Raw genomic sequence first — 25,058 nt, forward strand, 5'->3', positions numbered from 1 at the left:
GAGCAGGTCGATCACGCCCGTGGTGCCCTCATCGCCGTGGCCGTCAGCGAGGCGGCACTCCATCAGGGCCACGGCGACCGCGTGGAGGCCGGGGGCGTACGTCTACGGGATTACGAGCCGTAGTGGCTCCCCACGCCGGCGGTCCCGCCGCACCCCCCGTCCCCGGGAGTCACCGGTCGTCGAGTCGTTTCCTGGCCTGCGCCTCCCGCATGGCGTCCTCGATGCCGGCCTCCCGGGAGGCGTCGGCCATGCCCCGCCGTACCACGAGATCCTGACGGTGCGCGTCCAGGTCGTCGCGGTTGCGGCGGCGCCGCTTGGTCCGGCGCAGTTGGGTGTCGTGCGCGTCCGCCCGGTCGGACAGCAGCACCGCCAGCCGGAGGTCGTACATGGTCGGGCGGCTGAGCAGCTTGGTCAGCACCGGTGAGCAGTCGATAAGCAGGAACAGCAGGGTCAGGAAGATGTGCCCGAGCAGCACCGCCGGCTTCTCCGCCGAGAGTACGTTCAGCGTCTCGATCTTCTTCAGTAGGTCCGGCCTGGACGGACGATTGCGCTGCTGCCGGGCGACCTCCTTCTCGGCCGCGGCGACCACGGCGGCGTCATAGTCCTTGCCGGAGTCACGCGCGGTGTCGGTGAGCCGCCCGATCTCCTCGTTCAGCGCGGCACGCCTGGCGTACATCTGCTGGATGCCGCTGCTCTGCTCGTAGTCTTCGGCCTCCCGGGTCAGCCGCGCGCATCGCGGCCCCTCCCCTACCAGGCCGGAGAACCCGCTCTCCGAGCCGCCCTCGCCCGCGCACTCCAGCCTGGCCAGCCGCTGTTTTCCGGTCCAGATGCCCTCGGTCCGCTTGATCGTGGTCTCCAGGCGGCCCAGCTCGCGCTGCTTGGTCGTCAGTGAGCCGGTGTCGTTCGGGGCGGCGACGGGCAGCCGGTAGTTCTCGCAGGCGATCGAGACGGCCCCGGGAGCCCCGGCGGGCGAATGGCAGGACAGGTACGCGCTGAGCAGGTCCTTGTCCGCCTTCTGCTGGTCCTCCCCGATCCGCTGGACGATGGTGGGCTCGAACACCCTGATGGTCAGCGGCTCCGCGATGATCACACCGACCACGGCCGAGATGAGGAGACGGGGAAGCAGCAGCCGCCTGCGGCCCCGCCCGGTCACCCCGTTGAGGCTGATGACCAGCCAGGAGTCGAGGATGCCGATGAGCACGCCCCACACCAGGGCCAGACCGGCGATCACCGGCCAGGGGGCGTCGAAGACGTCGAAGACGGCGTATCCCATCGACACCGCCGCCATCGCCGCAGTGGCCACGACGAGCGCGCCCTGCCGGGTGTACTTGGGCCGCTCCTCCGGAACCCTGTCCATGAGGTCCTCGTCCACCCCGACCACCGCGCGCAGGATCCTGCCCGCGCCCCTGCCGCGACCGCGGCCGGACGGCGGGATGTCGATCGGGCCCGTGACGGGATCGGCCGTGTCAATCGCCAAAGTCGTCCACCGCCAGTCCCTCGTGGTCCTCCGGCTCCGGCCGCCGGGGCCGGTCCCGCGGCGCCTCCGCGTCACCGGCGCCGGTCTCTGTCCCGCCCCGCTGCAGCGCGGCCCGCTCCCCGGTCCCGTCCGGGGCGCGGCCGATCGGCCGACGGTTGGCGGTGATGTCGCTCATCAGCTGCTTCATGAACTGGTCGAGCGGCATGTCGCTCCCGTGGCCCTGCTGGGTCAGCAGGCGCAGCACCTCCAGCTGCGCCTCGGCCTCGCGGTCCTCCAACTCGACCTTCCGGTGCCACTCCCGGTCCGCCCGCTCCAACCGCCACGCCCGTTCCCGGCTCTGTTGCTCCCGGTCGGCCAGCTCCCTCGTCTCCTGGGCCGCCTGCTGCGCCCTGAACCTCTCCGCGCTCTCCTCGTGCCGCCGCCGCCGCTCGCCGTCGGACCTGGCGAGCTGCTCGGACGCGGTCAGCTCGCCTTGTACGCGGGCCATCGCCTCCAGCTTCTCCGGGCCGTCCAGTCCCCTGCTCAGCGCCTCCACCTCCTCCAGGTCGAATGCACGCTGGCGGCGGTCGCGCAGCCTGCGCTGCGCGTCGTCCTCGTGCTGCCGCTCCCAGGTGAAGCGCTCCTCATCGACCTGCCGTTCCCGGCCGGCGCGCGTCCTGTCGTCCTCCAGGTCACGCTTGAGGGGTTCCAGGCGTCGCGTGTTCTCCAGCCGGGCCTCCTCCAGTTCGAGCTCCAGGCGCTCGATGTACTGGCGGTCCCTGATCCGCTCCTCCTCGGCCTGCAGCGCCTGCTCCCGCTCCTTGCGCGCCTTCTCCTCCTGCCGCCGCTCCTCGCGGAGCTCGTCGGGCGTCAGCAGTTCGAGGCCGCTCAGTTCGAGGTACATGCCGGGCACCACCAGCGGCCTGATCCGGCAGTAGTCGGAGAGCACGTCCAGCGCGTCGTCCTTGGCCGCCACGGCCCGCGTCACCTCGAAGGCCGCGCCCGCCCGCTGGAGCGCCTGGCATCCGGCGATGTACACCTCCAGCCGTCTCCGCATGTCCTCCGGCCCCGCCTCGACCACGCGCACCGGGTCTCTGACGGTGCACAGGAAGACGGCCCTGACCGTGAACTCGTCCACCCCGTCGGAGGGGATGCGCAGCTCCACGGTCACCGGCCGGTCCTGCGTGGTGTCCACGACGCAGTAGCTGGTGGCGTTGTCGAGGTCCTCCTGCCCGCGCCGCCCGCCGTCGTCGGCCCTGACCAGCCGGTCGCCGACCCGCAGGACCACCACCTCGCGGGGCAGGGGGCTCGGGACCGCGTTCGGCTCGCGCCGGTCGCCGCGGCGCAGGAACCTCCGCCGCCTGGTGACCGGTTCGAGCCGGTCCTGGCTGATTATCGGATATGTGACTGTCATCGACGCTCCGGGAGGGCAACAGGCGCCGGTGGCCTGAAGACGTTGAGCAGGATGGAGAGCAGGAGGCGGCCGGTGTCCCCACCGGCCCTTCTGCGGATCACGTAACGCTCGAACCCGGCGCGGAACGGCTCGCGCTCGTGCTCCGGCAGTGCCTCGTGCAACGCGTCGCCGATCATCCTGAGATGCTCCTCGGGCGTACGGCCGGCCGTGCCGACGGCGCACAGCAGGTCGTAGAGGACGCCGAACGCGGCGGAGCGCACGGGCCGGTGGCACAGCGCCACGGCCCACAGGGCCGCCATGTCCGGCAGGTCCTCGGCACGTGCCAGCAGGTGACGGGCCGCGGCGGGGTGGTCGCCGCTCACCCCGAACACCGCCATGACCAGGAGCAGCGTCTTCAGGATGCGCTCCCGCCTGTCGGCCGTCTGCCTGTGCGCGAGCCGTCTGCCGAGGTCGGCGAGGATCGCTCTGGCGTCGGCCGGAGCGATCTCCACGAGCAGGGCGTACAGTTGCGCGAGGGCCACCTGGGCCTCCCCCGGCTCGGGTTCCGTCGTGACGAGGTGCCACAGCCACTTCGTCGCGTCGGCCGGGTAGCGGACGCCCATCTCACCGGCGAAGGCCAGGCAGGCCGCCTGCCTGCGTGCCGGGTTGTTGCTGCGCGCCCACCGGATGGCCGTCCGCACCGCCATCGCGGCGATGGGGTCGTGGGCGCTCATCCACCACACCACCTTCGGCGCGGTCACCCAGGCCCGCGCCCCGTAGGCGCCTTCCGACCAGGGTTGCAGGAATCTCTCGCGAACCGTGTCGAAATGTCCGTAACTCGCGAGGATCGCCAGCCCCCGGGCGATCTGCATGCGGGTCTCGACGTCGGCGATCTGGACGGTCTCGTGCAACCAGGTGAAGATCGGCTCCCAGAAGCGCTCGCCGAACTGCAGGCTCAGCTCGGCCCCGACCCGCTCGTGCACGGCGGGCGACCTGAACACCAGGCATCGCCGCGGCGGACCCGGCACGTCCAGGTCCATGTCGGTGATCCGCTCCTCGACCTTGATGATGGAACGCGCGTCGCGGCGGGGCCGCCGCCCGTCCAGCAGTCGCCGCGCGGGAAGCGGCGTCCCCTGGTCACCGGCCCCCTCCTGCTCTGGAGCGGGGACACCGGCGGTGAGCCTGGCCAGGTGCGCCTCGAAGCGCTGCTCCGGCATGCCTTCGAGGAACAGCAGGGCGGCGGCCTCCAGCACCTCCTCGTCGGTGCGGCGCTCGTCGTCGAGCCAGCTTTCGATCTGCTCGGCCGCCCCCATGCCGGTACGGCCGAGCGCGTCCTCCAGTCCGGAGCCGGCGACGAGGTGCTCGGCGAGCCGGACCACGTCGCTCAGCGGCGTCGTCTCCCCTAGCCGTTCGGCCGCCGACTCGGCCAGCTCGGCGGCCACTCCGTGCGTGGTGAGGACCGCCACCGTCCCCGGACGCTCCCAACGGAAGTGCGGCACGGCCGCGGACCGGGGGTCTCCCAGGGCGGCCTGGCTGGTGATCACCAGCCAGGCTCCGGCCTCCTGGACGCGCAGGGCGAGTCTGCCGAGCACGAAGTCCGCCGCCTCGGCCTGAAGGTCACCGGCGGACAGTCCGCACAGCAGATAGCCGTTGCCCTCCCGGTAGACCTGGTCGGCGGCGAGCTTGTCCAGCGTCTCGGCGGGTGAGAGCGCCACCAGGGAGCGGGGGGCGGCGGCGTGCAGCATGTTGATCGCCGCGGTGCGGCGGCCGGTGCCGCCCTCGCCGTACAGCACGACCACGTGGTGGGCGCGCAGGCCGGCCATCGCCCGGGTGTGGAGGGCGGGAACGGCGTAGCGCCCCAACGCGGAGGCGATCTCCACGGCGGGGACGGGGCCGGTCATCCGGCGGCTTGCGGCCTTGGCGACGGGCTCGTCTCCGGCGTTCGCGACGCCGAGCGTCGAGCCGCCGGTGAGGAGCACCGGCCCGAAGAAGCGGTTGAAGACCTGCTGGTCCTGGCGGAGCCCCTGCTGGTCCTGCCCGTACTCCCGCCGGGCCTCCCTCGCCCCCTCGGGGGTTTCGTCCGAGCTCCTCGCGGTGGCCGGCGCCGGCCCGTCGACGGCGGTCAAGGCCGCCTCGGGCCGTTACTGATGCCGATCGTGCCCCCTCGCACGACGACTTCGTCGTTGAACACGTTGGAGACGGCCTGCTCGGCATGGAACTCCTGGATCAGGCGGGCGGCCGAAGCGTCCGTCGCGAGTTCGAGAAGGGTCTGGCAGAGTTCCTCCCTGTTCTCCGGCTCCTCGTTCTGGCCCCTGCCGGAGCGGTGGGCGCGGATGCGGTTCCAGAGGGCGAACAACCCCCTGGCGGCGCTCTCCGTACCCATCGCGCCGACTCGTTCGAGGCCACCGGTGGACACCGCGCTCCACAGGGTGTCGGCGACCTCGGGCAGGTTAGCAGCGCTCATGTCGATCCTTGCGGTGGTCAGCGGTTGTTGGAGATTCCGATGACGGAGCCGTCGGCTTGGACGGTCTCCCAGAACTGGTTGACGACGACCTGCCGCGGGGCGGCGCCCCTCGGGTCGGCGGGTCCGGCGTCGGCCGGGCCCTCGACCGCCGCTCGGGGGACGTGGATCCACGCCGACTGCTCGAACTCCTTGTGCCTGACCGTCACCTGCCGGAAGTCGTCCCCCGCGTAGGTGGTCAGGCCGTACTCGACGGTGTCCTCGTAGACGCGCTGGGAGACCATGAGCGCCAGGTTGGCGTCGGGCGTCGTCTGGAGGGCCTCGTGCAGCACGGCCGAATCCAGCATGCGGCTGACCTCCACGACGGCCTTGCCCGCTATGCCGTTGGCAGCGGGGCTGGTCATCCCGAAATGGACGGCGACCCGGAGTCGAAGTCTGAACGAGGGATCCGTCCCCTCGTTGTGGCGCCCCAGAAGAACGTTGAGATGGCGCACGAAATCGTCCACCACCTGCGGCTCGGAGCCGTCGTCGGGGATGACGGCGAGCTCGCCGTCGCCCGACGGCTGTCTGAGCCAGGTGTCCCTGTCGAGGCGCGCGCATGCCGCGGCCTCGCTCACGAGCTGCAGGAAAGCGCCCTGTACGGCGAACTGGCGGGAGGAGTCCCCTTTGCCGTAGCCTGCGACGTCGGCGCCCAGAAGCAGTCCCCGTCTGTTCAATCTGTTCATTGCGAATAATCCTCCGTCAAGCGGCAGAGGCGCGAAGTGGGGACAGTTTGCCATGGCCAAGATCCCCAGATGCCTGATTCGTACGGCATTCACGAGAGATATCGCAGCGAATTTCCCGACAAAATCTCCCATTCTCCTCATTCGCCATGAAAGCCGCGGAGAAGCAGCGGGTCGAAGACGATGATCTGCCGGTAGCCGACGCTCACGAGCCCTCTGCCCTTCAACGTCCGCAGAGCCTTGCCGACCGCGTCCTCACGCGCCCCGATGAGCTGCCCCAGCTCGTAGTGGGTCAGGCCGATGCCGAGGTCGTGGCCGCCCCCTGGGCGTCGCTGACCGTGCCGCTCCACGAGCTGGGCCAGGACATGGGCGAGGCGGGCCGTCACGCCGTGTTGGGCGATCTCCAGCCGGTGGTGGTTGGCGGAGGACAGCCGGTCAGCGATCATCCGCGTGACAGCGGACCACGCGACCGGGTTGCGGTCGAGGAAGGCCCGGAACACCTCACCGGGGATGGCCCGCGTCAACGTGGGCGAGCAGGCCACCACGGTGGCCGAGCGCGGCCGGTTCGACAGCGGCGCGAGCTCGCCGACCAGATCACCGCTCACCCTGATGCCGAGAAGGGTCTCCCCGCCGTCGGGCAGCGCGGCGACCACCTTGACGCACGCGGGACGCGAGACACGGGTGGACTGGAGAAGGTGGACGACATGGTCGCGGTCTTCACCCTGCCGGATCAGGATCTCGCCGACCGCGTACCGCCTGACGCCGCCGAGCGCCAGCAGGTCCGTGACGACGTTCGGAGGGAGCCGGTCCAAGAGCGTGTTCGCGGGCCAGGCCCCGCGCGATGACTGTACGGACACGGACACCGAGTCTCGCACGCGAGGACCGCCCCGGACCGCGTCCGCGGAGGCGGCCCATGGGTTCCGTCGCGCCCACGGCCGCGCCCGCCGGGTCGGCTCCCGTGTGTTCAAGCGCGGCCCGCAGGTGAGGTCGTCCCGCCGAGCGCGGAACGACACCGGCGCCGCCTGGCGACAGGATGCCGAGCCCCGATCATCGGCTCCCACCGCTCGCGCTCGCGGATTTTCAGACCGAACCGTCCCCGCCCGAAGGGCGAGCCGTTCACCTCAAGGGGTGACCTCAGGTCAAGTGTCCGGAGAACCGGGGGAGGCTCAGCTGACTAACGCCGGGCGCCATCTGCCGAACGGCATCTGCTCCACCTTCCGGCCGAGATGCTTGACACATGAAATCCTTCACTCTGGAGTCGCAACGCGGTGCGAGTGTCAGCCACAGCGCGGGCCTGCCGTACATCTGTAACCCGGCCACAGGTGCCGTTAGGCACATTCACCGGCAGCCGCCGGTTGCTCCGTACGCTCCTCGTACGTGATCATGGCATCCGGCTGCCATCGATGGCACACCCCGGAACGCGAAACGACCTGCGTTCCCGCAGGTCGCTGCCGGATTTCCCTGGTAGATCGCTGGTGCCCCCGAGAGGATTCTCGAGGTCACTCCGCGCGGGGTCGTGGCGGCGGAGGATGTGGCCGCGCCCGGGGATGTGGTGCCCCGCGAACTCACCGTGCCGCCATCGCCGTCGAGTTCCGCCTCAACGGCGACCCCTTGGGCGTCCCTACCGTGAGACGGGACGAACGGCGAGGCGGACACCCAGGTGGGCGTGCATGACGACCAGCCACACCCCGCTGACGTACACCGAGAAGGTGCCACCGCCAACGATGTCGGCCACTATGGACACCGGGAACCACATGCCGACCAGCAGCGGCAGCCACCGCAGCGCTCCCTGGTAGCGGGCCTTGACCGCGAGGATGATGCCCAGGACCAGCATGCCGATCTGGCTGAGCGGCCAGCAGGCGTCCATGATCATCAGCGGCAGCGGGAAATCCTCGTGCCTGGCGTAGCCGAAGGACAGCGCGTTGAGCAGGAACGCGCCGACGAACAGCACGAGCAGACCGGCCGGGACGATCCGGGCCCACCCGTCGCCGACGCCGCGGGTGGCCAGCACCGTCCAGACGAAGGCGAACATGCCCACGACGAACAGCATCCCGGTGATGGTGTCGAGGGTCTGGATGCCTTCCTTGATCTTTTCCCCGACGATGACGGTGCCGACCGCCCAGGAGACGGACCCGGCGGCCAGGAGCAGTCCAGCGATCCGGATCCACGCCGGGTTCGCGGTACGTCGGATCGCGACGGGCTCGGTGGGATTGACGTTGCTGGGCACGATGCGGCTGGACATTGGTGTTCCTCCGTTGCTTGTCGGTGGCAACACGATCCCGGCCGTGCGTCCCGGGCGCCCAGGGAGCGCGGCCATGCGCGCGGTCCCGAGTTGGCCCGGCGTGACCTGGGCCAGGCGTCCCGGGGCGGCGGGGACATCGCTCCCAGGCACGCGGGGCGGGCTGCGTGGGGCCGGCGTCGACCAACGCTCACTCACCCGTGCGTGGGCACCGCCCGCACGAGGCCGAGAACACGCCGGTCAGCGGCCAAGGCCGGCCTCGCGGGCCTGGATGATGGCCTGGGCCCGGTCGGCGACCTGAAGCTTGGTGAAAACGTTGGACACGTTGTTACGCACCGTCTTGGGCGCCAGCGACAGCCGCTCGGCGATCATCCGATTGGACAGGCCGGCCGCGATCAGGTCGAGTATCTCCCGTTCCCGGCCGGTGAGCTGGGGGAATGCCCCCTCTCGGGCCGGGCGGGCCACAGCCAGCCGGGCGAAGTAGCGCGTCACCCGCCCCGCGAGCGCCGGCCCGAAGATCACTTCCCCGCTGGCCACCGCCGTGATGGCGCGCAGGATCTCCGCCTGATCAGCCCCCTTGAGCAGGTAGCCGCGAGCGCCGGCGAGCATGGCGGCGAAGACACTCTCGTCGTCCTCGTGCATCGTGAGCACCAGCACGTGCGTATCCGGGCAGGTGGCGACGATCCGCTCGGTGGCCTGCACGCCGTCCATCCGGGGCATCCGCAGATCCATCACCACGACCTGGGGGCGCAGCCGGACGGCCTCGGCGACGGCCCTCTCCCCGTCCGCGACCGTGCCCACCACCTCGGCCTGGCCGGTCGAGGCGAGCATCATGCACAGACCGTCCCGGTACACGGGATGATCGTCGGCGATCAGTACGCGCGGCGTCACGAGGAGGTCACCGCCCCGGCGGGCAGGACGGCGTGGACCCGGGTTCCGCCGCCGCGGCCGGCCCCGACCGCGCACTGGCCGCCCAACTCCTCCGCGCGCTCACGCATGCCGACCAAGCCCACCCCCACCACGGCGCCCGGCAGGACCCCGCGCCCGTCATCGGTCACCTCGACCTCCAACTTGTTCCCCGCCACGGCGACGCGCACGTGGCAGGTGTCCGCGCCCGCGTGCCGGGCGACGTTGGTCAGAGCCTCGCAGACGATCCGGTACGCCGCCACCTCGCTCGCGGCGGACAACTCCGCCAGGTCCCCCTCCGTCTCCACCCGCACGGCGAGCCCGCCGTTACGGAACCGGGCGGCCTCCTGCCGCAGCGCGCCGGCCAGGCCGAACTGGTCCAGAGCCGGCGGCCGCAGATCGTGCACGACCCGCCGCACGTCCCCCAGCATCGTGGCAAGATCCTTTCTCACCTGGTCCAGCGCCTCCCGGGCGGCACCGGGATCCCGGGCGAGCAGGTTGTGCGCCGCCTCCACCTTCAGCGCGGCGGCGGCCAGCGTGGGCCCCAGCCCGTCGTGCAGGTCCCGGCGCAGCCTGCGCCGCTCCTCGGCCACGCCGGTGACCAGACGCTCGCGGCTGTGCTGCAGTTCCTCGGTCAGCGCGGTCGCCCGCACGGCTGCGGCAGCCTGCCGTACCACGTCGGCCAGCAGTCGCTGGTCGGATTCGGCCGGCCACGCACTCGCGCGCAGTACCAGGACAAGCCGCCCGATCGACGCGTCCCGGTAGGCGAACGGCAGCACCACAACGTCCTCGCGAGGCGTGCCGTGCTCCACCACGACGGTCTTCCCGTCCGCTCGGTCCAGCTCGACCCGCACGTACGGCGAACGGAACGCCGCCGACACCGCTTTCGCCACCTGCAGCAACAACTCCTCCGGCCGCACGGACTCCTCAAGCCTCCGAGCAAGGGCCGAGACCACCTCGTACGGCTCCGTCCGCCCCATCAACACCCGGTTCACCCACCGCCGGACCCGCTCCCGTAGCGGCGCGTAGACCATGCCGACCAGGACCGCCGCCAGAACCGCCGCCACCGGCTCGTCGATGATCGCCCCCAGCCCCACGAAGACCGGCACGTCGATCGCCACGACGGCGACCGCGAGCCCGCCGTACAGGAGGGTCCAGCCGAGCACCGGGTCGATGTCATAGAGCCGGTACCGGCTCACCGCCACCATGACCGCCGCTGCGAGCACCACCAGGGAGACGACGAACGACAGGTCCTGCGGCAACCCGTCCAGCAGGGCGGAAGCCAGGATCAGCATCGCGTTCAGCAGCGCCGCCATCAGCATCCAGCGAAGCTGCGCCCGCCGAACGCCCGCCGAACCCCGGAACCGCCAGGCGAAGGCCGCCACCGCCACCAGCAGGCCCACCACCAGCAGCGCCGGCGCCGTCACCAGTGCCGAGCGCCACACCGCATCCGGAAGTGGCGGGAACGGCGGATCAAGTCCCGGCCAGTTCATGCCCGGCGATTCGATCCGCCACGGGACGGTGAGGAACAGCACGACCGTCAGGCCCGTAGTGCCCAGCGACAGCCACGCGGCCCAGCGCCACCTCGGTGACGGCAGCCGCCCATCAGGAAAGAACAGCAGCACCAGCAGCGGAAACAGGTTCAAAAGCGGCCCCAGCCGCGCCCCGGCGTAGACCGCGGCCGGGGTCAGCGGCAGTACGCCACCGTGGCGGGTCAGCGACAGCACCGCGTACGCGGCGGCCAGGCCGTTCACGGCGGCGACGACGCCTCCGGCGATGAGCAGCCAGGTCATGAGGTGGCGGGGCAGGCGCACCGCCAGCACGGTCCCGGCGATCGTGAAGGCCACGCCGGGCACCGTCGAGGACCACACCGCCCAGTTCAGTGGCTCGGGCCGCGTCACCGTCCCGGTCACCACGTCAAGCCAGGTGGCGGCCCCGTAGGCCACGACGCACAGCGCGGCGAGAGCCACCGCCCCAACCGCCAGGCGCCGATCCATGGCAGAGGCACCACCGACCGTGGAGACAGCATGGCCGCCGGAGGAGTGCCCCGGCGGGGCCTGGACGCGACCGGCGAGAGAAGGGTCGGGCACATCGCCCAGAGTGCCATATAGCACCCAGTCATGCAGGAGTGACATCCCGGCCGGGATCCGCGTCCTGCCTGGAATGGACACAGCCGGGCTTGCCGATGGTTCGCCCCATTACGCGGAACTACGCCACTTGCCGGATTTCTTTACCTTCCACCGTCACGAGACGGCGAGACCGGAATCCGGCCCGATCAAGCAGACAGCCAGGCCGGACCCTGTCCGACCTGGCTGTTGAGAAGTGCCCCCTGCAAGATTCGAACTTGCGCTCCCGGCTCCGGAGGCCGGTGCTCTATCCCCTGAGCTAAGGGGGCCAACGCGTCATTACATTACCAGCATCCTGGGGTTGACCGACACTCACTTCGGGGAGCGAGCGATCTTCGGGGAGAGCTCGGGGACGAAGGATCATCCGGCGGGCCGGCTCGGGGAGGGTCGGACGGCGCCCCGGTAGCGGGAGAGGTGGTAGGCCGAGGCGGCGAAGTCGGTCGTCCTGACGACGTCACCGGTCCCCGGGGCGTGGACCATGACGCCGTCCTTCACGTAGACGCCCACGTGGGTGGGGTCTTTGACACCTCCGCCGAAGAAGACCAGGTCTCCCGCTCGGAGCTGCGAGAACGGCACCCGGCGGCCCTGCCTGAACTGGGCTCCGGTGTAGTGGGGGAGCCTGGCCCCGGCCCTGGACCAGGCGTGCAGGGCGAGCCCTGAGCAGTCGAAGCCCCCACCGGTCGGGCCGGCGCTCGAACCGCCGCCCCAGACGTACGGCCTGCCGACCTGGCGGAGCGCCGCGACCGCTGCGATCTGTCCCCGCGAGGGCGCGCCGCGTCCACGCGAGACCGCCGCCTGCCCGCGTGCGGACGCCGCCCGCCCCCTGAATGGGGCTTTCCGGCCGAGTGAGGGCGCCGCCCATCCGCCGGATGGCGTTTCCCACCCGCGTGGGGGGCGCTGTGATCGCTCGGCGAGCGCTCGCGAGGGCTCCGGCCGGGAGGAGGCCCGAGGAGCCCCCCGCTTCGCCGAGGGGGCGGAGGCGGAACTCGAACCGACAGGAGGATCCACCGAAGCACCGGCGAGGGGACCTGTGGCGGTCCTGGCAGAGGAACCCGGAGGGGTGACGAGCCGTCGGACGCGGCGGGAGTGGTCACCTCCCTGAGGGCTGTCGCTTCCCGGCCGTTCGTCATGCTCCCCCTGGGAGCCCTGGGAGCCCTGGGAGTAGACCGTCAGTCCGCCGTCAGGACTTCGAGGGGCGCCCGTCCACTCACCGTCCTCGTCCGAGAGGTCCACCGGCCGGCTGCCGTCCGGATCCGAGAAGGTCGTCTGCCGGTCGCCGTCCATGCCCGGAAGGACGGTGCCGGGCAGTGTCGGCGCGGGGCGGTCCTTCAGGGCTCCCGTGTCCTGGAGAACGGGGCGCCGGACCTCGCAGGCGGAGGTGAGGACGGTGCGGATCTCCTCCGGCAGCCGGCGCGGGGCGGCCGTGGAGAGCAGACCGGCCCAGATGTCGCAGGCTTCCGGGGAGAGGCGGGGCGCGGGGAGCTGGAGGCTCCCCACGAGGGTCGCCGAGAGGATGGAGACGGTGACGAGTGCGGTGATCACGCACGCCCTCCTTGGGCTCGCTGAAGGATCGAGGCCCCAGAATCGGCGGGAGAGGGTGATCCCCAAGGAGCCGAACAGGATTCTGTGGAAAACCTGTCGCCTGTGGACAACTGTGCGTACACATCCGCGGAAACCCGCGCGGGGACGGGAAAGAGGGGTTAGCCTCACGCCGTGGGAGAGGTTCTGGGCAGAGTTCTGGTAGTGGATGACGACGACGTCATCCGGCAGCTCATCGCGGTCAACCTGACCCTGGAGGGGTTCCAGGTCGACACGGCCTCCGACGGGCAGGACTGCCTGGACCGGGTGCTGGACGTGATGCCCGACGTCATCACGCTGGACGTCATGATGCCCAGACTGGACGGCTGGATGACCGCCACCAGGCTGCGGGGCGACAAGGGGACCAGGCATATCAAGGTGGTCCTGATCACCGCGCGGGCGCAGGAGGACGACAAGCGGCGGGGGCTCGGGATCGGAGTCGACGCCTACCTGACGAAACCCTTCGACCCCGCCGAGCTGATCCAGGTCGTCCGCGATCTGGCCCTGACCGCGCGCAGCGGTTAGCGCGAGTCCTGCCTCGGCGGCCGATCAGGGCGAGCCCGGCCACACCGGACGGGTCGGGACAGGCTGGAATCGCCTGGCCGATCAGAGTGGGCTCTGACCGCCAGGCGGCACGGAGTAGGCCCCGATCACGCGAATCCGGCCACGGCGGGTCGTGATCGCACCGCCGATCGGAACGAGCCCGGTCCGGCGACCACGGTGGCGGGGTGAGTCAGAGCAGGCCGTCCCTGCGGGCCACCGCGGCGGCCTGGGTGCGGGATGAGACGCCCAGCTTGGCGAGAATGTTGGAGACGTGCACGCTCACCGTCTTCTGCGCGATGAACAGCCGCTCGCCGATCTCGCGGTTGGGCAGCCCCTCGGCCACCAGGGCGAGCACCTCCTGCTCACGAGCCGTGAGCAGGGCCGACGACGCGGAGACGAAGCGCGCCCTGCGGCCCAGCTCGGCCAGGGCCGTGGCGAGCGGCCTGGCGCGCAGTGACTCGGCGACCTCGACGGCGAGTTCCCATTCCTTCAGGGCAGCGGCGCGCTCGCCCGCGGCGAGCAGCGCCTCGGCCAGCCGCCACCGCGAGCGCGCGACCTCGTAGACGAATCCGAAGTCGAACGCCTCGACCACCGCGCGCCACGCCGCGACGTCGAGGCGGCCGTGCGCCCGGCGCCACTCGGCCTCGGCCCTGGCCAGCCAGGCCAGCCCTTCGGGGCCCATCGACCCCCGGCGTACGGTGCCGGGCCCGACCTCGGCGGGCACCCTGGCCCGTTCCAGCAGGGCGTCGGCCCCGTCGGCGCGTCCCAGGTCCGCCAGCGCCCACAGGGCGATGCTGCTGAGCCGGATCACGGCCGGGTCGTCGGGAGCATGGGCGTCGAGTCCCGCGAGGGCGTGTTCGAGCGCGCTCTCCGGGTCGCCGCGCCACAGCGCGTGCTCGGCCGCCAGGCCGCGGCCCATGGAGGTGATCGTGACGTCGGCGGGCCAGAAGGGCTCCAGCCAGGACAGGCGCTCCTCGACCCTGGGCAGCCCCCTGGCCACCTCGACGAAGAGCGCGAAGGACGACAGCAGCGCCTCGGCCGGGGTGCCGACGCGGACGCCGAACCCGGAGGCGACCTGCTCCGCCTGGTCCCACTCTCCCGCGACGTAGTGGATCAGAAGCCGCAGGAAGCGCAGGTCGGTGCCGAAGGTGCTCCAGTTGAGCCCGGTCTCCTGCGCCAGCCGGACCCCCCGGCCGGTGGTGACCGCCGCCTCGGCCAGGTCTCCGTTCTCGTACTGGAGGCGGGCCTGGTTGAAGATGGCCCGCAGGTCGATGGCGAGGTTGCCCGAGCTCTCCGCGGTGGCGCAGGCGAGCAGTTCCTTGGCCCTGGGGATGTCGCCGGCGAGGGCCGCGAGAGTCGCGAGGGTGATCAACGCGCTGGTCTCCGCGTCGGTGGCGCCGCTCCTGCGGGCCGTCTCCAGGGCCCGGCCCGCCAGCGCCTCGACCTCGTCGTGCCGCTCGCTCCAGTAGAGCGAGCGGGCGTAGGTCGCGAGCGCGCGGGCGAGCACCGGCCCCTCCGGCGCCGCCTCGACGGCCGCGTGCGCGGCGGCGATCGCGCCCTCCAGGTCGTCCGTGTCGATGAGGACGTACGCGAGCCGCTCGTTGACCTCCGCCGAGGGCGGAAGGCGCCGGAGCTGGGAGATCGCCCGGTGGTTGTCGCCGCTGTCGGCCGCCGCGTCGGCGCTGCGCCTGGCGAGGCCGACGTGGTCGATCCCGGCCAGTCGCTCGGCGTCCGGGACCCGGTCCCAGAGCCCGAGCGCCCGGTCGAAATGGCGGTGCGCCTCGGCCGGGGCGCCCAGCCGCTCGGCCCTCCGCCCGGCCTCCACCGACGCCGCCAGCGCCCCCGGCAGGTCGTGGCCCGCCAGGTAGTGGTGGGCGAGTTCGGCCGCGGAACCACCTCGGGCGGTCAGCAGGCGGGCGAACTCGGCGTGCGTCCTGATCCGCTCGCCGGGCAGCAGGTCGGTGTAGACGACCTCCTGCAGGAGCGCGTGCCGGAAGGCGTAGCCGTACTCCCCGTCGAGGCGGAGCAGGCCGCGCGAGACGATCTCCCGCATGGCCTCGTCGAAGGCCAGGTCGTCGAGGCCGGAGGCCTGCTGGAGCAGGTCGTGGTCGGCTCGGCGGCCCGCGACGGCCGCGCTGCGGAGCACCCCCTGCGCGGGGTCGGAGAGCAGTTCCGCGCGGGAGAGCAGCAGGCCGGCCAGACCGTCGGGCATCGAGCAGCCGGCGGATACCGCGTCCAGCAGCTCCTGGGCGTAGAAGGGGTTGCCCTCGGCCCGGTCGACCACCTCCCGCATCACGCGGGCGTCGGTGCCGCCGAGCGTGGCCAGATAGTCGGTCATCTCGTGAGGGTCGAGGGGTTCCAGCTCCACGGACGTCACCGAGGGGAGCCGCTTGAGCTCGGCGAGGACCCGGCGCAGCGGATGGCGGCGGTGCAGGTCGTCGGTGCGGTAGGTGCCGACGAGGCAGACGGCCTCGGTCTGCAGCATCCGGCTGAGGAAGACCAGCAGGTCGCGGGTGGACTGGTCGGCCCAGTGCAGGTCTTCGAGCACCAGTAGCACCGGCCGGACACCCAGGAAGCCGAGCATCGAGCCGAAGAGCTGCTGCTGCGTCAGGCCCGATGTGCTCTCCCTGCCCGGGTCGGTGCCGCCGGGCAGCAGCCTGCCGAGAACCGGCCGCGCGTCGAGTTCGGCGCGCAGTTCCCCGCGCACGGAGCGCAGCGCGTCGGCGAGCGGGAGGTACGGAAGGGCATCGCCGAGTTCGGCGCACTGCCCGACGAGCACGGCGAATCCGGCGGCCTCGGCCCGCTCTGCCAGCTCGGTGACCATCCGGGTCTTGCCGATGCCCGCGTCACCTCCCAGCAAGGCGACTCCGGCCTGCCCCGCCGCGGCGGTGTCGAGTACGACGGTCAGCCGACTGAGTTCTGTCGCCCGCCCAATAAGAACGTTTTGCACGCTTTCCTCCCCCCGTCGGCGAGTATCGCACGTGACACCGACCGGAACGGGTGGCCGACGTCGCATCGGCTCGGGGACCGATCGCCCGAGACCTCTCGTACGGGGCACCGGCGGAGCCGATTCCGGCCGGCTCCGCACCGCGGTCGCCATCGCGTCGCCGTCGCGTCGGTGCCGGAATCGATCGCCCGGCCGGAACGACCCGCAAGGCATCGGCGGGGCCGGTTCCGGCCGGCGCGGGGACCCGATTGGTCCCCCGCGAGGCCCGCGCATTGGCCCTGACGACGGAGAACCGGGCGACCCTAAGGTCGGAGCATGGTCTCCCCGTCCACATTGCTGATCTTCTCGGCCGCGTCACTGGCACTGGTCCTGGTGCCGGGCCCGAACCACATCTACATCGTCACCCGCGCCGTCTCGCAGGGCCGCGCCGCCGGTGTGGCGAGCGCGTTCGGCGTGGAGGTCGGCACGCTGGTGCACATCGCCGCGGCGGCGGCCGGTCTCTCGTACGTGATCGCACAGTCCGCGACCCTGTTCAACGTGATCAAGTGGGCCGGTGTGGCCTACCTGGTCTACCTGGGTGTCCGGGCGCTGACGAGCAGGCAGGAGCTCGCAGCCCGGGAGACGGCCCGGCAGCCACTGCGGGCGATCTTCCTTGAGGGCGTGGTCGTCAACCTGCTCAATCCCAAGGTCATCCTCTTCTTCCTGGCGTTCCTGCCGCAGTTCGTGGAACCGGAGGCGGGTGCGGTGCCGCTGCAGATCGCCATCCTGGGCACGACCCTGCTGCTCCTGGGCCTGTTCTCCGACCTGATCTACGCCATGGCCGCGGGCCTCCTCGGCAGCCGGCTGAGGATCAGGTCGACCCTGCTCGGCCACTTCAGCGGGGTCGTCTACCTCGTCCTCGGCGTCGCGACCGCACTCTCCGGCCGCTCTTCCTGAACGTACGAAGTCCGAACGTACGAACCCAGCTGGTCGCACAGGTCCCCCGCCAGGCGGGCCAGCGGTCCGGGGGCCGCCAGCACACCCAGGTGCCCCCGGTGGGGGATCAGGATCAGGCGCCCGTTCCGGCAGGCCCGGAGAAATTCGCGCTCGTTCGCCCGGAACGGATCCCGGGCGCCGTTGACCAGCCAGACGCGTCCCGGGTAGGCGGCCAGCGCCGCGAGCTGGTCGTGACCGGTGACGGCCTCGACGACCTGGGGCATCACCTCGCAGGAGAGCCCACCCGCCACCATCGCCTCTCCAACGGGACCCGGCAGGAGGCGGCGGAGGCCGTAGGAGCTGATCCGGTTCGCGAGCGAGGGGTTCCTGGCGGCGAGCGAGGCGGCGAACCGGTAGGTTCCGGCCGCCGCCGGGCCACGGGCCGTACATCCCATCGCCATCAGCCCCGCCACCCGTCCGGGGAAGCGTTCGGCGGTGGCGATGCCGACGTACCCGCCGAGCGAGAGACCGGCCACCAGCGCCCGGCCGCCCAGCGCGTCGACAGCGTCGGCGACCGCCGACGTCGCCGCGTCCATGGTGAACGGCTCGCCGGAACGGGTGCCGTGGCCGGGCAGGTCGACCGCCATCGCGGGACGGTCGAGGTGGGAGATGACGGGGCCCCACATGGTCGCGCTGAGCCGGATGCCGTGAACGAGAACGACGGGGAGCATGAGGTCTCCAGTTCGAAGAGGTGTCCCGATTAAAACACAACGCATCGTTGCGTTGCTATGGTTGGGCGTATGGCACCCCGTAAGGAACAGCAGATCTTCCAGGCGACGCTCGAACTGCTCGCGGCCAAGGGCTACGAGGGCCTGACCGTGGAGGGGGTGGCCGAGCGGTCGGGGGTCAACAAGACCACGATCTACCGCTGGTGGCCGTCGAAGGCGGCACTGCTGGCCGCCGCCTTGGTCGAGGCCGACCTGCTCACGATGGAGCCACCGGACACAGGCGGTCTCAGGGGCGATCTGGAGGCCCTGGTCGAGGGGGTGGCCGCGCTGCTCACCCGTCCCCCGGCCTCCGACGTCGCGGTGGCCGCCCTCGGCGCCGCCGTCCACCACCCCGAGCTGGCGGAGGCGACCCGGGGCTTCTTCGCCGACCGGTTCGCGCGGGAGGCGGCCGTCTTCGAGCGCGCGCGGCGGCGCGGCGAGCTGTCGGCCGAGGCCGACCCCATGCTGATCGTGGACCTGCTCGCCGGGGCGGTCTGGCTGCGCGCGGTCTTCCGCGCCCTCCCCCTCGACGACGACTTCGCCGCCCGGGCCGTGAGCGCCGTCCTGGACGGCTCCCTCGCCCGGTGAGGTCAGGTGAGGTCAGGCGGAGAGCGCGCCCGGGATGCGGTCCAGGATCGGGTAGGGCATGAGCCCGTACGCGTAGAAGTCGACCGCGTCCGCCCCCGAGGCCCGCACGGCGCGGACCTTGGCCGCGAGGCGCTCGGCCGAGTCGGTGTCGGGGAGACCCGGCCGGAGGACGACCCGCAGTTCCCTGTCCTTGCCCGTCGAGCGGCGGTAGGCGACCACGTCGTCCGCCACCCTGCCCGCGTCGCGGGCGTAGGCGAGCACGCCGAGCGAGGGCACCAGGTCGCCGAGGGCGACCAGGTCGACGCCGAGCTGCCAGGAGTCGTGCGCGGCGAGCCCCGGCGAGGGCAGACCGTCGCGGTAGCCCTTGACGGAGCCGGTGGCGTCCAGGAAGACCAGTCGTGAGCCCTCGGCGGTGACGGCGGTGGAGACATCGGAGACCAGCGAGGTCACCACCTCGGAGCGGGCCCGCGCGTAGGCGACCACCTCGGGACCCGCGTACGCGGTCAGTGCCGCGCGGGTCACCTCGCCCTGGGCGGGCGGGGCGCCGTCCAGGACGGCCCCCACGATCCTGGTGCACTCCTCACGTGCCACCTCGGCGTTGACCCCCAGGCCGGCCGCTCCGCGCATGCAGAAGTCACAGAAGCAGAGGCCGAGCAGGAACGCGTCCATCGGCCCGAGCGGGACGAAGCCGCACTCGTGGTGGCCGAGGCCGAACGTCGAGAAGTGCAGTGCCTCGGCCACCACGCTGTCGACGCCCTGTCTGGCCACCGCCCTGCCCAGCGCGACCGCGTACCGCCGGACGTCGGGGTGGGAGGGGCACAGGTCCGCGGGCGAGCTCCGGTCACCGAAGCAGTCGCGTACCGTCACGTCCGGATTGGCCAGGCCGAGCGTGGTGTTCTGCAGGAAGACGGTCCAGCCGTGCAGCGCGAGTCCTCGCTCGGCGGTGGCCAGGCGGAGCGCGGCCAGCGGCTCCTCTTCCGCGCCCTCCTGGACCGGCGGGACCAGCCGCAGCTCGCCGAACAGGTCGGCGGGCGGCGTGAAGTGCGCGCCGTCGCTGCGGAGCGTCACCCGGGATCGGCCGTGCGGGGTGACGTCGCGGGCGCGGCGGTATGCCGCGGCCACCGTCATCCCCGTCAGGCCGTATCCGGTGATCCGGTCAAGGACCGCCTCCATGCCCTCCCCGCGTACGTCCTCGACGTAGACGTATAGCGAGCTGTCCAAGCCGCCGCCCTCCCATGAAGTCGGTCAGACTCTAACGCGGCTTGTAGGCCACGAAGTCGATCTCGACAAGGATGTCCATCAGGTCGGAGCCGACGGTCGTACGGACGGGATAGGGGCGGGTGAAATAGGACTTGTACGCCTCGTTGTAGGCGGCGAAGTCACGCTTGAGGTGCTGCAGGTGCACCGTCGACTTCACCACGTCGTCGAAGCCGAGGCCGTGCGCCGCGAGGATGGCGCCGAGGTTGCGCATCACCTGATGCGTCTGCTCGGCCACCTCGGTCCCGACGACCTCTCCGGTCTCGGGGCTCAGCGGTCCCATGCCCGAGGTGTAGACGAAATCGCCGACCACGAGGCCCTGCGAGTACGCCCCCACGGGCGCCGCGCCCTCGTCGGTACGCAGCTCCTGCTTGCCGCTCATCTCGCCACTCCTCAAAAGGGGAAAAAGGGGGATCAGAAGAAGGTGTTTATCAGATCGACGACGACGTACTCCTCGTCGACCACCGGCATGACCCGCCACTTGTCGAAGGCGGTGCACGGGTGGGAGATGCCGAACGACACCAGGTCTCCCGGCTTCACCGGTGATCCCGGCGCCAGTCCCAGGATCGTGTGCTGGTCTGAGACCTTGAGCACCGTCGCGTCCGCGACGGCTCCGCGTGGGATCGGCAACCCCTCGTCGAAGGGGGCGTCGCGCTTGCCGAATCCGACCACGGCCAGGCCGGGCTCGGGAACGCTCAGCACATGTGCCCAGATCTCCAGCGCGGCGCGCAGTTCCCCGTCCATCCGGGTGTACGGGGTGCGCTCGCGGTAGTAGCCGTCGTCGTGGGAGACGTAGGCGCCGCTGCGCAGCATGACCCTGGCCCGGCAGGTGGCGAGCTCACGGCCGATCACGTCGAACCACTGGCTGCCGCCCACGGACAGGATCGGGTCGCGCACCCGCAGGTGCTCCAGCGCCTCCAGCAGCCGGTGCAGGTAGGCCCGCACCTCGCCGGCGGAGCCCAGTGAACCCTCGTACCCGGCGACGCCGGCCAGTTGCACGCCCTCGGCCGCCTGCGCCGCCGAGGCGACCTCCAGCAGCTCGGCGAGAGTACGGCTGCCGCCCCGGCCGCCCTCATGGCCCAGCTCCGCCAGGACCCGGAACGGTCTGGCCCCGGCGTGCCGGGAGAGCGTCTCGACCCCGGCAGGCGAGTCGACGAAGCAGAGGAACTCGAACGCGGGGTCCTCCGCCAGTTGCGCGGCGAGTGCGTCCAGGCCCGCGGGGTCGAAGACCTGGTTGGCGAGGACGATCCTTGCGACTCCGAACTCGCGCAGGGTGAGCGCCTGGCTGGGGGTGGCGACGGTCATCCCCCACGCGCCCGCCTCCAGCTGCGCCCTGACGAGCTCCGGCGACATGGTGGTCTTGGCGTGCGGGGCGAAGACCAGCCCGTACGCCCCGGTGAAGGCCGCGAGCGTCGCGATGTTGTGCTCCAGTGCGCTCGCGTGGGCCACCATCACCGGGAAGGTGAACGCCCCGCCGAACAGCGAGGCCCCCAGCGCCCCCTCGGGATCCACGATCCCCTTCACGTCCCGGCCCTTCCTGTGGTCACCTATGCGGATTTAGCGGGCCATCTGCCGTTGAATCCGGGCGTGGGAGATCACATCCCCGTTGGTCGCCCTGAGGACCCTATCCTCCTGGCGCCCTCTCCGGTGCCGTGTTGTCAGAGCCGCAGCTCGTCAGGGCCGCGGCTTTCAGGGCACGGCTTTCAGGGGCGCAGCGCCCTGCCGGGGGTGGCGCCGGTGAGCCGGCCTCCGGCGAGGACCGGGACCCCGGAGACGAGGACGTCGTCGATCCCGGTGGCCGGGGTGCGCGGAGCGGCGTAGGTGGCCAGGTCTGCGACCGCTCCCGCGTCGAGGACGACCAGGTCGGCGACCTGCCCTGGGCGGACGAGCCCGCGCCCGTCGAGGCCGAAGCGGCGTGCCGGGTGCGAGGCGAGGTGGACCGCCGCCTGCTCCAGGGTCCAGTCCCCGGTCTGGCGGACGTGGTGGCCGAGCATCCTGGCGAACGCCCCGTAGCCTCGGGGGTGGGGGTGGCCGCCCACGTAGATGCCGTCGGAGCCGCCGGTGTGCGCCGGGTGGCGCAGGATCGCGCGGACCGACGCCTCCCCCTCGGGGCCCTCGTCGGGGCGGGCCACCACGCATCCGGCCTCCAGCCGGGTGTCGATCAGGATCCGGCGGCAGAACTCTCCCGGCTCCAGCCCCGCCTCGTCGGCGGCCTCGGGCAGCGTCAGTCCCTCGGCCCACTCGGCACCCGGCACGTGGGAGAGGGTGACCCTCGGCCAGAGCCGCTCGTCCCACTCGATCCGTTCGGACTCCAGCGTCTCCAGCGCCCGGTCGGCGTCGGCGGCCGGGACCCACGAAGGCAGCGCGACCATCGCCAGGATGGTGCTGCCCCGCAGGTAGGGGTAGGTGTCGAAGGTGACGTCCAGCCCCCGGAGCCGGGCCTCGTCGACCAGTGGCAGGAGGGTCGCGGCCGGGCCATGGTAGTGCGAGACGTGCACCGCGACGCCCGAGCGCCGGGCGATGTCGGTCGCCTCGGCCATCCCCTGCGGGGCCGCCGCCCCGTACCCGCGCATGTGCGTCACGTACGGCAGGCGGCCGAGCGGCGCGCAGAGCGCGGCGAGCTCGGCGGCGTCGGCGTAGCGGCCGGGGGCGTACTCCAGCCCAGTGGAGAGGCCGGCCGCCCCCTCGGCCAGGCCGCGCTCGACGCGGTCCAGCATCGCGGCCAGCTCGTCGGGGGAGGCGGCCCGTTCGGCGGCGCCCATCACGTCGTACCGGATCGTGCCGTGCGGCAGCAGGTAGGCGGTGTTCAACGCGGTCGCCCGGTCGTAGCCGTCGAGCAGTTCCCCGACGCCGATCGGCCCGTCGGCCGAAGGGTGGACCCCGTTGACCGCCGCGAAGTAGCGGGTGGCGTAGGCGAAGGTCTGCGGGGTGGTGGAGGGTGCGAAGGAGAGCCCGTCCTGGCCGAGGACGAAGGTGGTCACCCCCTGCCGGAGCGCGGCGAGCTGCACCTCCTTGTCGAGGACGAGCGCGTCGCCGTGCGCGTGGCAGTCCACGAGGCCGGGCATGACATGGCGCCCGGCGGCCTCGACCACCGTGGTGGCCGCCGCCGCGTCCAGGCGGCCCACCGCTGCGATCCGGTCACCGGTGACGCCGACGTCGGCTCGGCAGGCCGGGGCGCCGGTGCCGTCGAGCACCCAGCCATCCCTGATCAACACATCAAACGACATGCCCGGATTCAATCACCGGGAAGGTGTTCGAGGCACCCGACACCTGTCTACGTTCTCCCTGGATTTCCCCCGCATCGCAGGTAACCGGGAATTTGGGCCCCCTGCCCTCTTGACCGTGACGCGTCATGGATGGTGGCATCTTTTCCTAGTTAGGAACCTTTCCTAACTAGATGATCGCAGAGAGGGCACCCCCTGTGCATGCGAGACCGCGTCTCCAACGCCCCTCGACCGTCCTCGTCCTGGCACTGGCGTCGGCACTGATCGCATCGGTGTTCGTGCTGGCGGCTCCACCCGGCTTCGCCGCCGACTCCCTGCTGTCCCAGGGCCGTCCGGCCACCTCGTCCTCCAACGAGGACGCCACGTTCCTCCCGTCGGCCGCCTTCGACGGCAACACCGGCACCCGCTGGGCCTCCGCCGAGGGCCACGACCCCGAGTGGCTCCGCGTCGACCTCGGCGGCTCCGCCACGATCTCCCGGGTCAAACTGACCTGGGAGGCCGCGTACGGCAAGTCGTACCGGATCGAGACCTCTCCCGACGGCAACGCCTGGACCTCCGTCTACTCCACCACCTCCGGCGACGGCGGCGTCGACGACCTGACCCTGTCCGGCACCGGCCGCTACGTACGGATGTACGGCACCGCGCGCGGCACCGTCTACGGCTACTCGCTGTACGAGATGGAGGTCTACGGCAACACCGGTGGCAGCACCCCGAGCCCCACCCCGACGATCACTCCCGGCGGCCCCGGTGTGCCGTTCGGCTCGCACGCGATTCCCTACGCGGCCGGGATGCTGCGCCCCAGCGGTGCCCAGGCCACGCTCGACCAGAAGGTGATCGACTACTACCAGCGCTGGAAGGCCGCCTTCGTCAAGCAGAACTGCGGCAACGGCTGGTACCAGATCATCTCCCCCGACGCCGACCATCCGTACGTGGCCGAGGCGCAGGGCTACGGCATGGTCATCACGGCCACGATGGCCGGGGCCGACCCGGACGCGAAGAAGATCTTCGACGGCCTGGTGAAGTACGTGCTGGCCCACCCGTCGTCGATCACCCCCGGCCTGCTCGCCGCCGAGCAGAACACCGCCTGCCAGAGCGTCAACGGCAGCGACTCGGCCACCGACGGCGACCTGGACGTGGCCTACGGCCTGCTCCTGGCCGACCGGCAGTGGGGCAGCACGGGCACCTACAACTACAAGCAGCTCGCGATCAACCACATCAACGCGATCAAGGCCGGTGAGGTCAACCCGACCACCAAGCTGATGAAGCTCGGCGACTGGAGCAGCTCGGGCGACCAGTACTACTGGATCAGCCGCTCCTCGGACTGGATGATCGACCACTTCAGGGCGTTCCGCAAGGCCACCGGCGACACGACCTGGGACACCGTCCGCACCAACCACCAGAACCTGATCGCCTCCCAGCAGTCGACCTACGCGGCGAGCACCGGCCTGCTGGCCGACTTCGTGGTCAACACCAACACCACCCCGAAGCCGGCCACCGGCCAGGTCCTGGAGGACCCCAACGACGGCAAGTTCTGGTGGAACGCCTGCCGTGACCCGTGGCGGATCGGCAACGACGCGGTGACCAGCGGCGACGCCAAGTCCCTGGCCGCCGCGCGCAAGCTCAACACCTGGATCAAGAGCAAGACCGGCGGCAACCCGAACAACATCGCGGTCGGCTACTCGCTCAACGGCACCCAGATCTCCAGCGGCAGCGAGCCGGCCTACTTCGCCCCGTTCGCGGTGGCGGCGATGACCGACTCCGGCAGCCAGGCCTGGCTGGACGCCCTGTGGACCAAGATGCTCAACACCCCGTTCACCGCCACCGACTACTACTCGACCAGCGTCCAGCTCCAAGTCATGATCACCGTAACCGGCAACCACTGGGTGCCCTGACCCTCACGCGTACCAGTGCGGCTCCCACCTTCGGTCGGGGCCGC

The 25,058-nt window shown here is 71.5% G+C and carries 20 protein-coding genes and 1 tRNA gene; 4 read left to right on the plus strand and 17 right to left on the minus strand.

The window, feature by feature from the left end:
• Positions 1-169 precede the first annotated feature (169 nt).
• The 11 genes from ACFQVD_RS23080 to ACFQVD_RS23130 form a co-directional block, all read right to left on the minus strand.
• Positions 170-1,477, minus strand: coding sequence for a DUF4407 domain-containing protein (locus ACFQVD_RS23080; RefSeq protein ID WP_343975887.1), 1,308 nt, complete (start codon positions 1,475-1,477; stop codon positions 170-172).
• Positions 1,467-2,870, minus strand: a complete 1,404-nt coding sequence (locus ACFQVD_RS23085; protein ID WP_343975890.1) for a hypothetical protein — start codon at positions 2,868-2,870, stop codon at positions 1,467-1,469. Before ACFQVD_RS23085 ends, ACFQVD_RS23080 begins: the two co-directional genes overlap by 11 nt.
• Entirely contained in the window at positions 2,867-4,975 is a 2,109-nt protein-coding gene (locus ACFQVD_RS23090) for a hypothetical protein (protein WP_343975893.1), read from the minus strand. Before ACFQVD_RS23090 ends, ACFQVD_RS23085 begins: the two co-directional genes overlap by 4 nt.
• Entirely contained in the window at positions 4,972-5,313 is a 342-nt protein-coding gene (locus tag ACFQVD_RS23095; RefSeq protein WP_343975896.1) for a hypothetical protein, read from the minus strand. Before ACFQVD_RS23095 ends, ACFQVD_RS23090 begins: the two co-directional genes overlap by 4 nt.
• 17 nt (positions 5,314-5,330) lie before the next feature.
• Positions 5,331-6,035, minus strand: coding sequence for a hypothetical protein (locus ACFQVD_RS23100; protein WP_343975899.1), 705 nt, complete (start codon positions 6,033-6,035; stop codon positions 5,331-5,333).
• A gap of 137 nt (positions 6,036-6,172) precedes the next feature.
• Positions 6,173-6,889, minus strand: a complete 717-nt coding sequence (locus ACFQVD_RS23105) for a Crp/Fnr family transcriptional regulator (protein WP_343975902.1) — start codon at positions 6,887-6,889, stop codon at positions 6,173-6,175.
• Positions 6,890-7,653: 764 nt separating this feature from the next.
• Positions 7,654-8,274, minus strand: a complete 621-nt coding sequence (locus tag ACFQVD_RS23110) for a hypothetical protein (RefSeq protein ID WP_343975905.1) — start codon at positions 8,272-8,274, stop codon at positions 7,654-7,656.
• A gap of 237 nt (positions 8,275-8,511) precedes the next feature.
• Positions 8,512-9,162, minus strand: coding sequence for a response regulator transcription factor (locus ACFQVD_RS23115; RefSeq protein ID WP_343975908.1), 651 nt, complete (start codon positions 9,160-9,162; stop codon positions 8,512-8,514).
• On the minus strand, positions 9,159-11,174 hold the full coding sequence (locus tag ACFQVD_RS23120) for a sensor histidine kinase (RefSeq protein ID WP_343975911.1): 2,016 nt from the start codon (positions 11,172-11,174) through the stop codon (positions 9,159-9,161). Before ACFQVD_RS23120 ends, ACFQVD_RS23115 begins: the two co-directional genes overlap by 4 nt.
• A 326-nt stretch (positions 11,175-11,500) precedes the next feature.
• A tRNA-Arg gene (locus tag ACFQVD_RS23125) sits at positions 11,501-11,572 on the minus strand.
• Positions 11,573-11,663: 91 nt separating this feature from the next.
• Positions 11,664-12,845 carry a C40 family peptidase gene (locus ACFQVD_RS23130; protein WP_343975913.1) on the minus strand — a complete coding sequence of 394 codons (1,182 nt, stop codon included), beginning with the start codon at positions 12,843-12,845 and terminating at the stop codon, positions 11,664-11,666.
• A gap of 183 nt (positions 12,846-13,028) precedes the next feature.
• Between ACFQVD_RS23130 and ACFQVD_RS23135 the strand changes: the two genes are divergently transcribed.
• Positions 13,029-13,406, plus strand: coding sequence for a response regulator transcription factor (locus ACFQVD_RS23135; RefSeq protein ID WP_343976011.1), 378 nt, complete (start codon positions 13,029-13,031; stop codon positions 13,404-13,406).
• A 208-nt stretch (positions 13,407-13,614) separates the two neighbouring features.
• On the opposite strand, the gene ACFQVD_RS23140 is transcribed toward ACFQVD_RS23135, so the two are convergent.
• Entirely contained in the window at positions 13,615-16,374 is a 2,760-nt protein-coding gene (locus tag ACFQVD_RS23140) for an ATP-binding protein (RefSeq protein WP_343975915.1), read from the minus strand.
• Between the two features lie 312 nt (positions 16,375-16,686).
• Between ACFQVD_RS23140 and ACFQVD_RS23145 the strand changes: the two genes are divergently transcribed.
• Complete coding sequence (locus ACFQVD_RS23145; RefSeq protein ID WP_343975918.1) at positions 16,687-17,307, plus strand: LysE family translocator; 621 nt, start codon at positions 16,687-16,689, stop codon at positions 17,305-17,307.
• On the opposite strand, the gene ACFQVD_RS23150 is transcribed toward ACFQVD_RS23145, so the two are convergent.
• Entirely contained in the window at positions 17,259-18,017 is a 759-nt protein-coding gene (locus ACFQVD_RS23150; protein WP_343975921.1) for an alpha/beta fold hydrolase, read from the minus strand. The two genes, ACFQVD_RS23145 and ACFQVD_RS23150, sit on opposite strands and share 49 nt — an antisense overlap.
• A gap of 69 nt (positions 18,018-18,086) precedes the next feature.
• On the opposite strand from ACFQVD_RS23150, the gene ACFQVD_RS23155 reads away from it, so the two are divergent.
• On the plus strand, positions 18,087-18,641 hold the full coding sequence (locus tag ACFQVD_RS23155; protein WP_343975924.1) for a TetR/AcrR family transcriptional regulator: 555 nt from the start codon (positions 18,087-18,089) through the stop codon (positions 18,639-18,641).
• Between the two features lie 12 nt (positions 18,642-18,653).
• Here the strand turns inward: ACFQVD_RS23155 and ACFQVD_RS23160 are convergent, their stop codons facing one another.
• The 4 genes from ACFQVD_RS23160 to ACFQVD_RS23175 all read right to left on the minus strand — a co-directional run bounded on the left by ACFQVD_RS23160 (position 18,654) and on the right by ACFQVD_RS23175 (position 23,125).
• Complete coding sequence (locus ACFQVD_RS23160) at positions 18,654-19,862, minus strand: hypothetical protein (RefSeq protein WP_343975927.1); 1,209 nt, start codon at positions 19,860-19,862, stop codon at positions 18,654-18,656.
• A 31-nt stretch (positions 19,863-19,893) separates the two neighbouring features.
• On the minus strand, positions 19,894-20,280 hold the full coding sequence (locus tag ACFQVD_RS23165) for a Rid family detoxifying hydrolase (RefSeq protein ID WP_030906870.1): 387 nt from the start codon (positions 20,278-20,280) through the stop codon (positions 19,894-19,896).
• A 32-nt stretch (positions 20,281-20,312) separates the two neighbouring features.
• On the minus strand, positions 20,313-21,422 hold the full coding sequence (locus ACFQVD_RS23170) for an alanine racemase (RefSeq protein ID WP_343975933.1): 1,110 nt from the start codon (positions 21,420-21,422) through the stop codon (positions 20,313-20,315).
• Between the two features lie 179 nt (positions 21,423-21,601).
• Complete coding sequence (locus ACFQVD_RS23175; RefSeq protein WP_343975936.1) at positions 21,602-23,125, minus strand: N-acyl-D-amino-acid deacylase family protein; 1,524 nt, start codon at positions 23,123-23,125, stop codon at positions 21,602-21,604.
• 194 nt (positions 23,126-23,319) lie between these two features.
• On the opposite strand from ACFQVD_RS23175, the gene ACFQVD_RS23180 reads away from it, so the two are divergent.
• Positions 23,320-25,014, plus strand: coding sequence for a glycosyl hydrolase family 8 (locus tag ACFQVD_RS23180; RefSeq protein ID WP_343975939.1), 1,695 nt, complete (start codon positions 23,320-23,322; stop codon positions 25,012-25,014).
• Positions 25,015-25,058: the final 44 nt, after the last annotated feature.

The organism is Streptosporangium amethystogenes subsp. fukuiense (assembly GCF_042665875.1).
Taxonomy (GTDB): domain Bacteria; phylum Actinomycetota; class Actinomycetes; order Streptosporangiales; family Streptosporangiaceae; genus Streptosporangium; species Streptosporangium fukuiense.

Bases quoted from the DNA above. Each gene is read 5' to 3' on its own strand.
- ACFQVD_RS23100 (WP_343975899.1), bottom strand. From the start codon at position 6,035: ATGAACAGATTGAACAGACGGGGACTGCTTCTGGGCGCCGACGTCGCA.
- ACFQVD_RS23165 (WP_030906870.1), bottom strand. From the start codon at position 20,280: ATGAGCGGCAAGCAGGAGCTGCGTACCGACGAGGGCGCGGCGCCCGTG.
- ACFQVD_RS23175 (WP_343975936.1), bottom strand. From the start codon at position 23,125: ATGTCGTTTGATGTGTTGATCAGGGATGGCTGGGTGCTCGACGGCACC.
- ACFQVD_RS23110 (WP_343975905.1), bottom strand. From the start codon at position 8,274: ATGTCCAGCCGCATCGTGCCCAGCAACGTCAATCCCACCGAGCCCGTC.
- ACFQVD_RS23145 (WP_343975918.1), top strand. From the start codon at position 16,687: ATGGTCTCCCCGTCCACATTGCTGATCTTCTCGGCCGCGTCACTGGCA.
- ACFQVD_RS23150 (WP_343975921.1), bottom strand. From the start codon at position 18,017: ATGCTCCCCGTCGTTCTCGTTCACGGCATCCGGCTCAGCGCGACCATG.
- ACFQVD_RS23095 (WP_343975896.1), bottom strand. From the start codon at position 5,313: ATGAGCGCTGCTAACCTGCCCGAGGTCGCCGACACCCTGTGGAGCGCG.
- ACFQVD_RS23120 (WP_343975911.1), bottom strand. From the start codon at position 11,174: ATGGATCGGCGCCTGGCGGTTGGGGCGGTGGCTCTCGCCGCGCTGTGC.
- ACFQVD_RS23155 (WP_343975924.1), top strand. From the start codon at position 18,087: ATGGCACCCCGTAAGGAACAGCAGATCTTCCAGGCGACGCTCGAACTG.
- ACFQVD_RS23085 (WP_343975890.1), bottom strand. From the start codon at position 2,870: ATGACAGTCACATATCCGATAATCAGCCAGGACCGGCTCGAACCGGTC.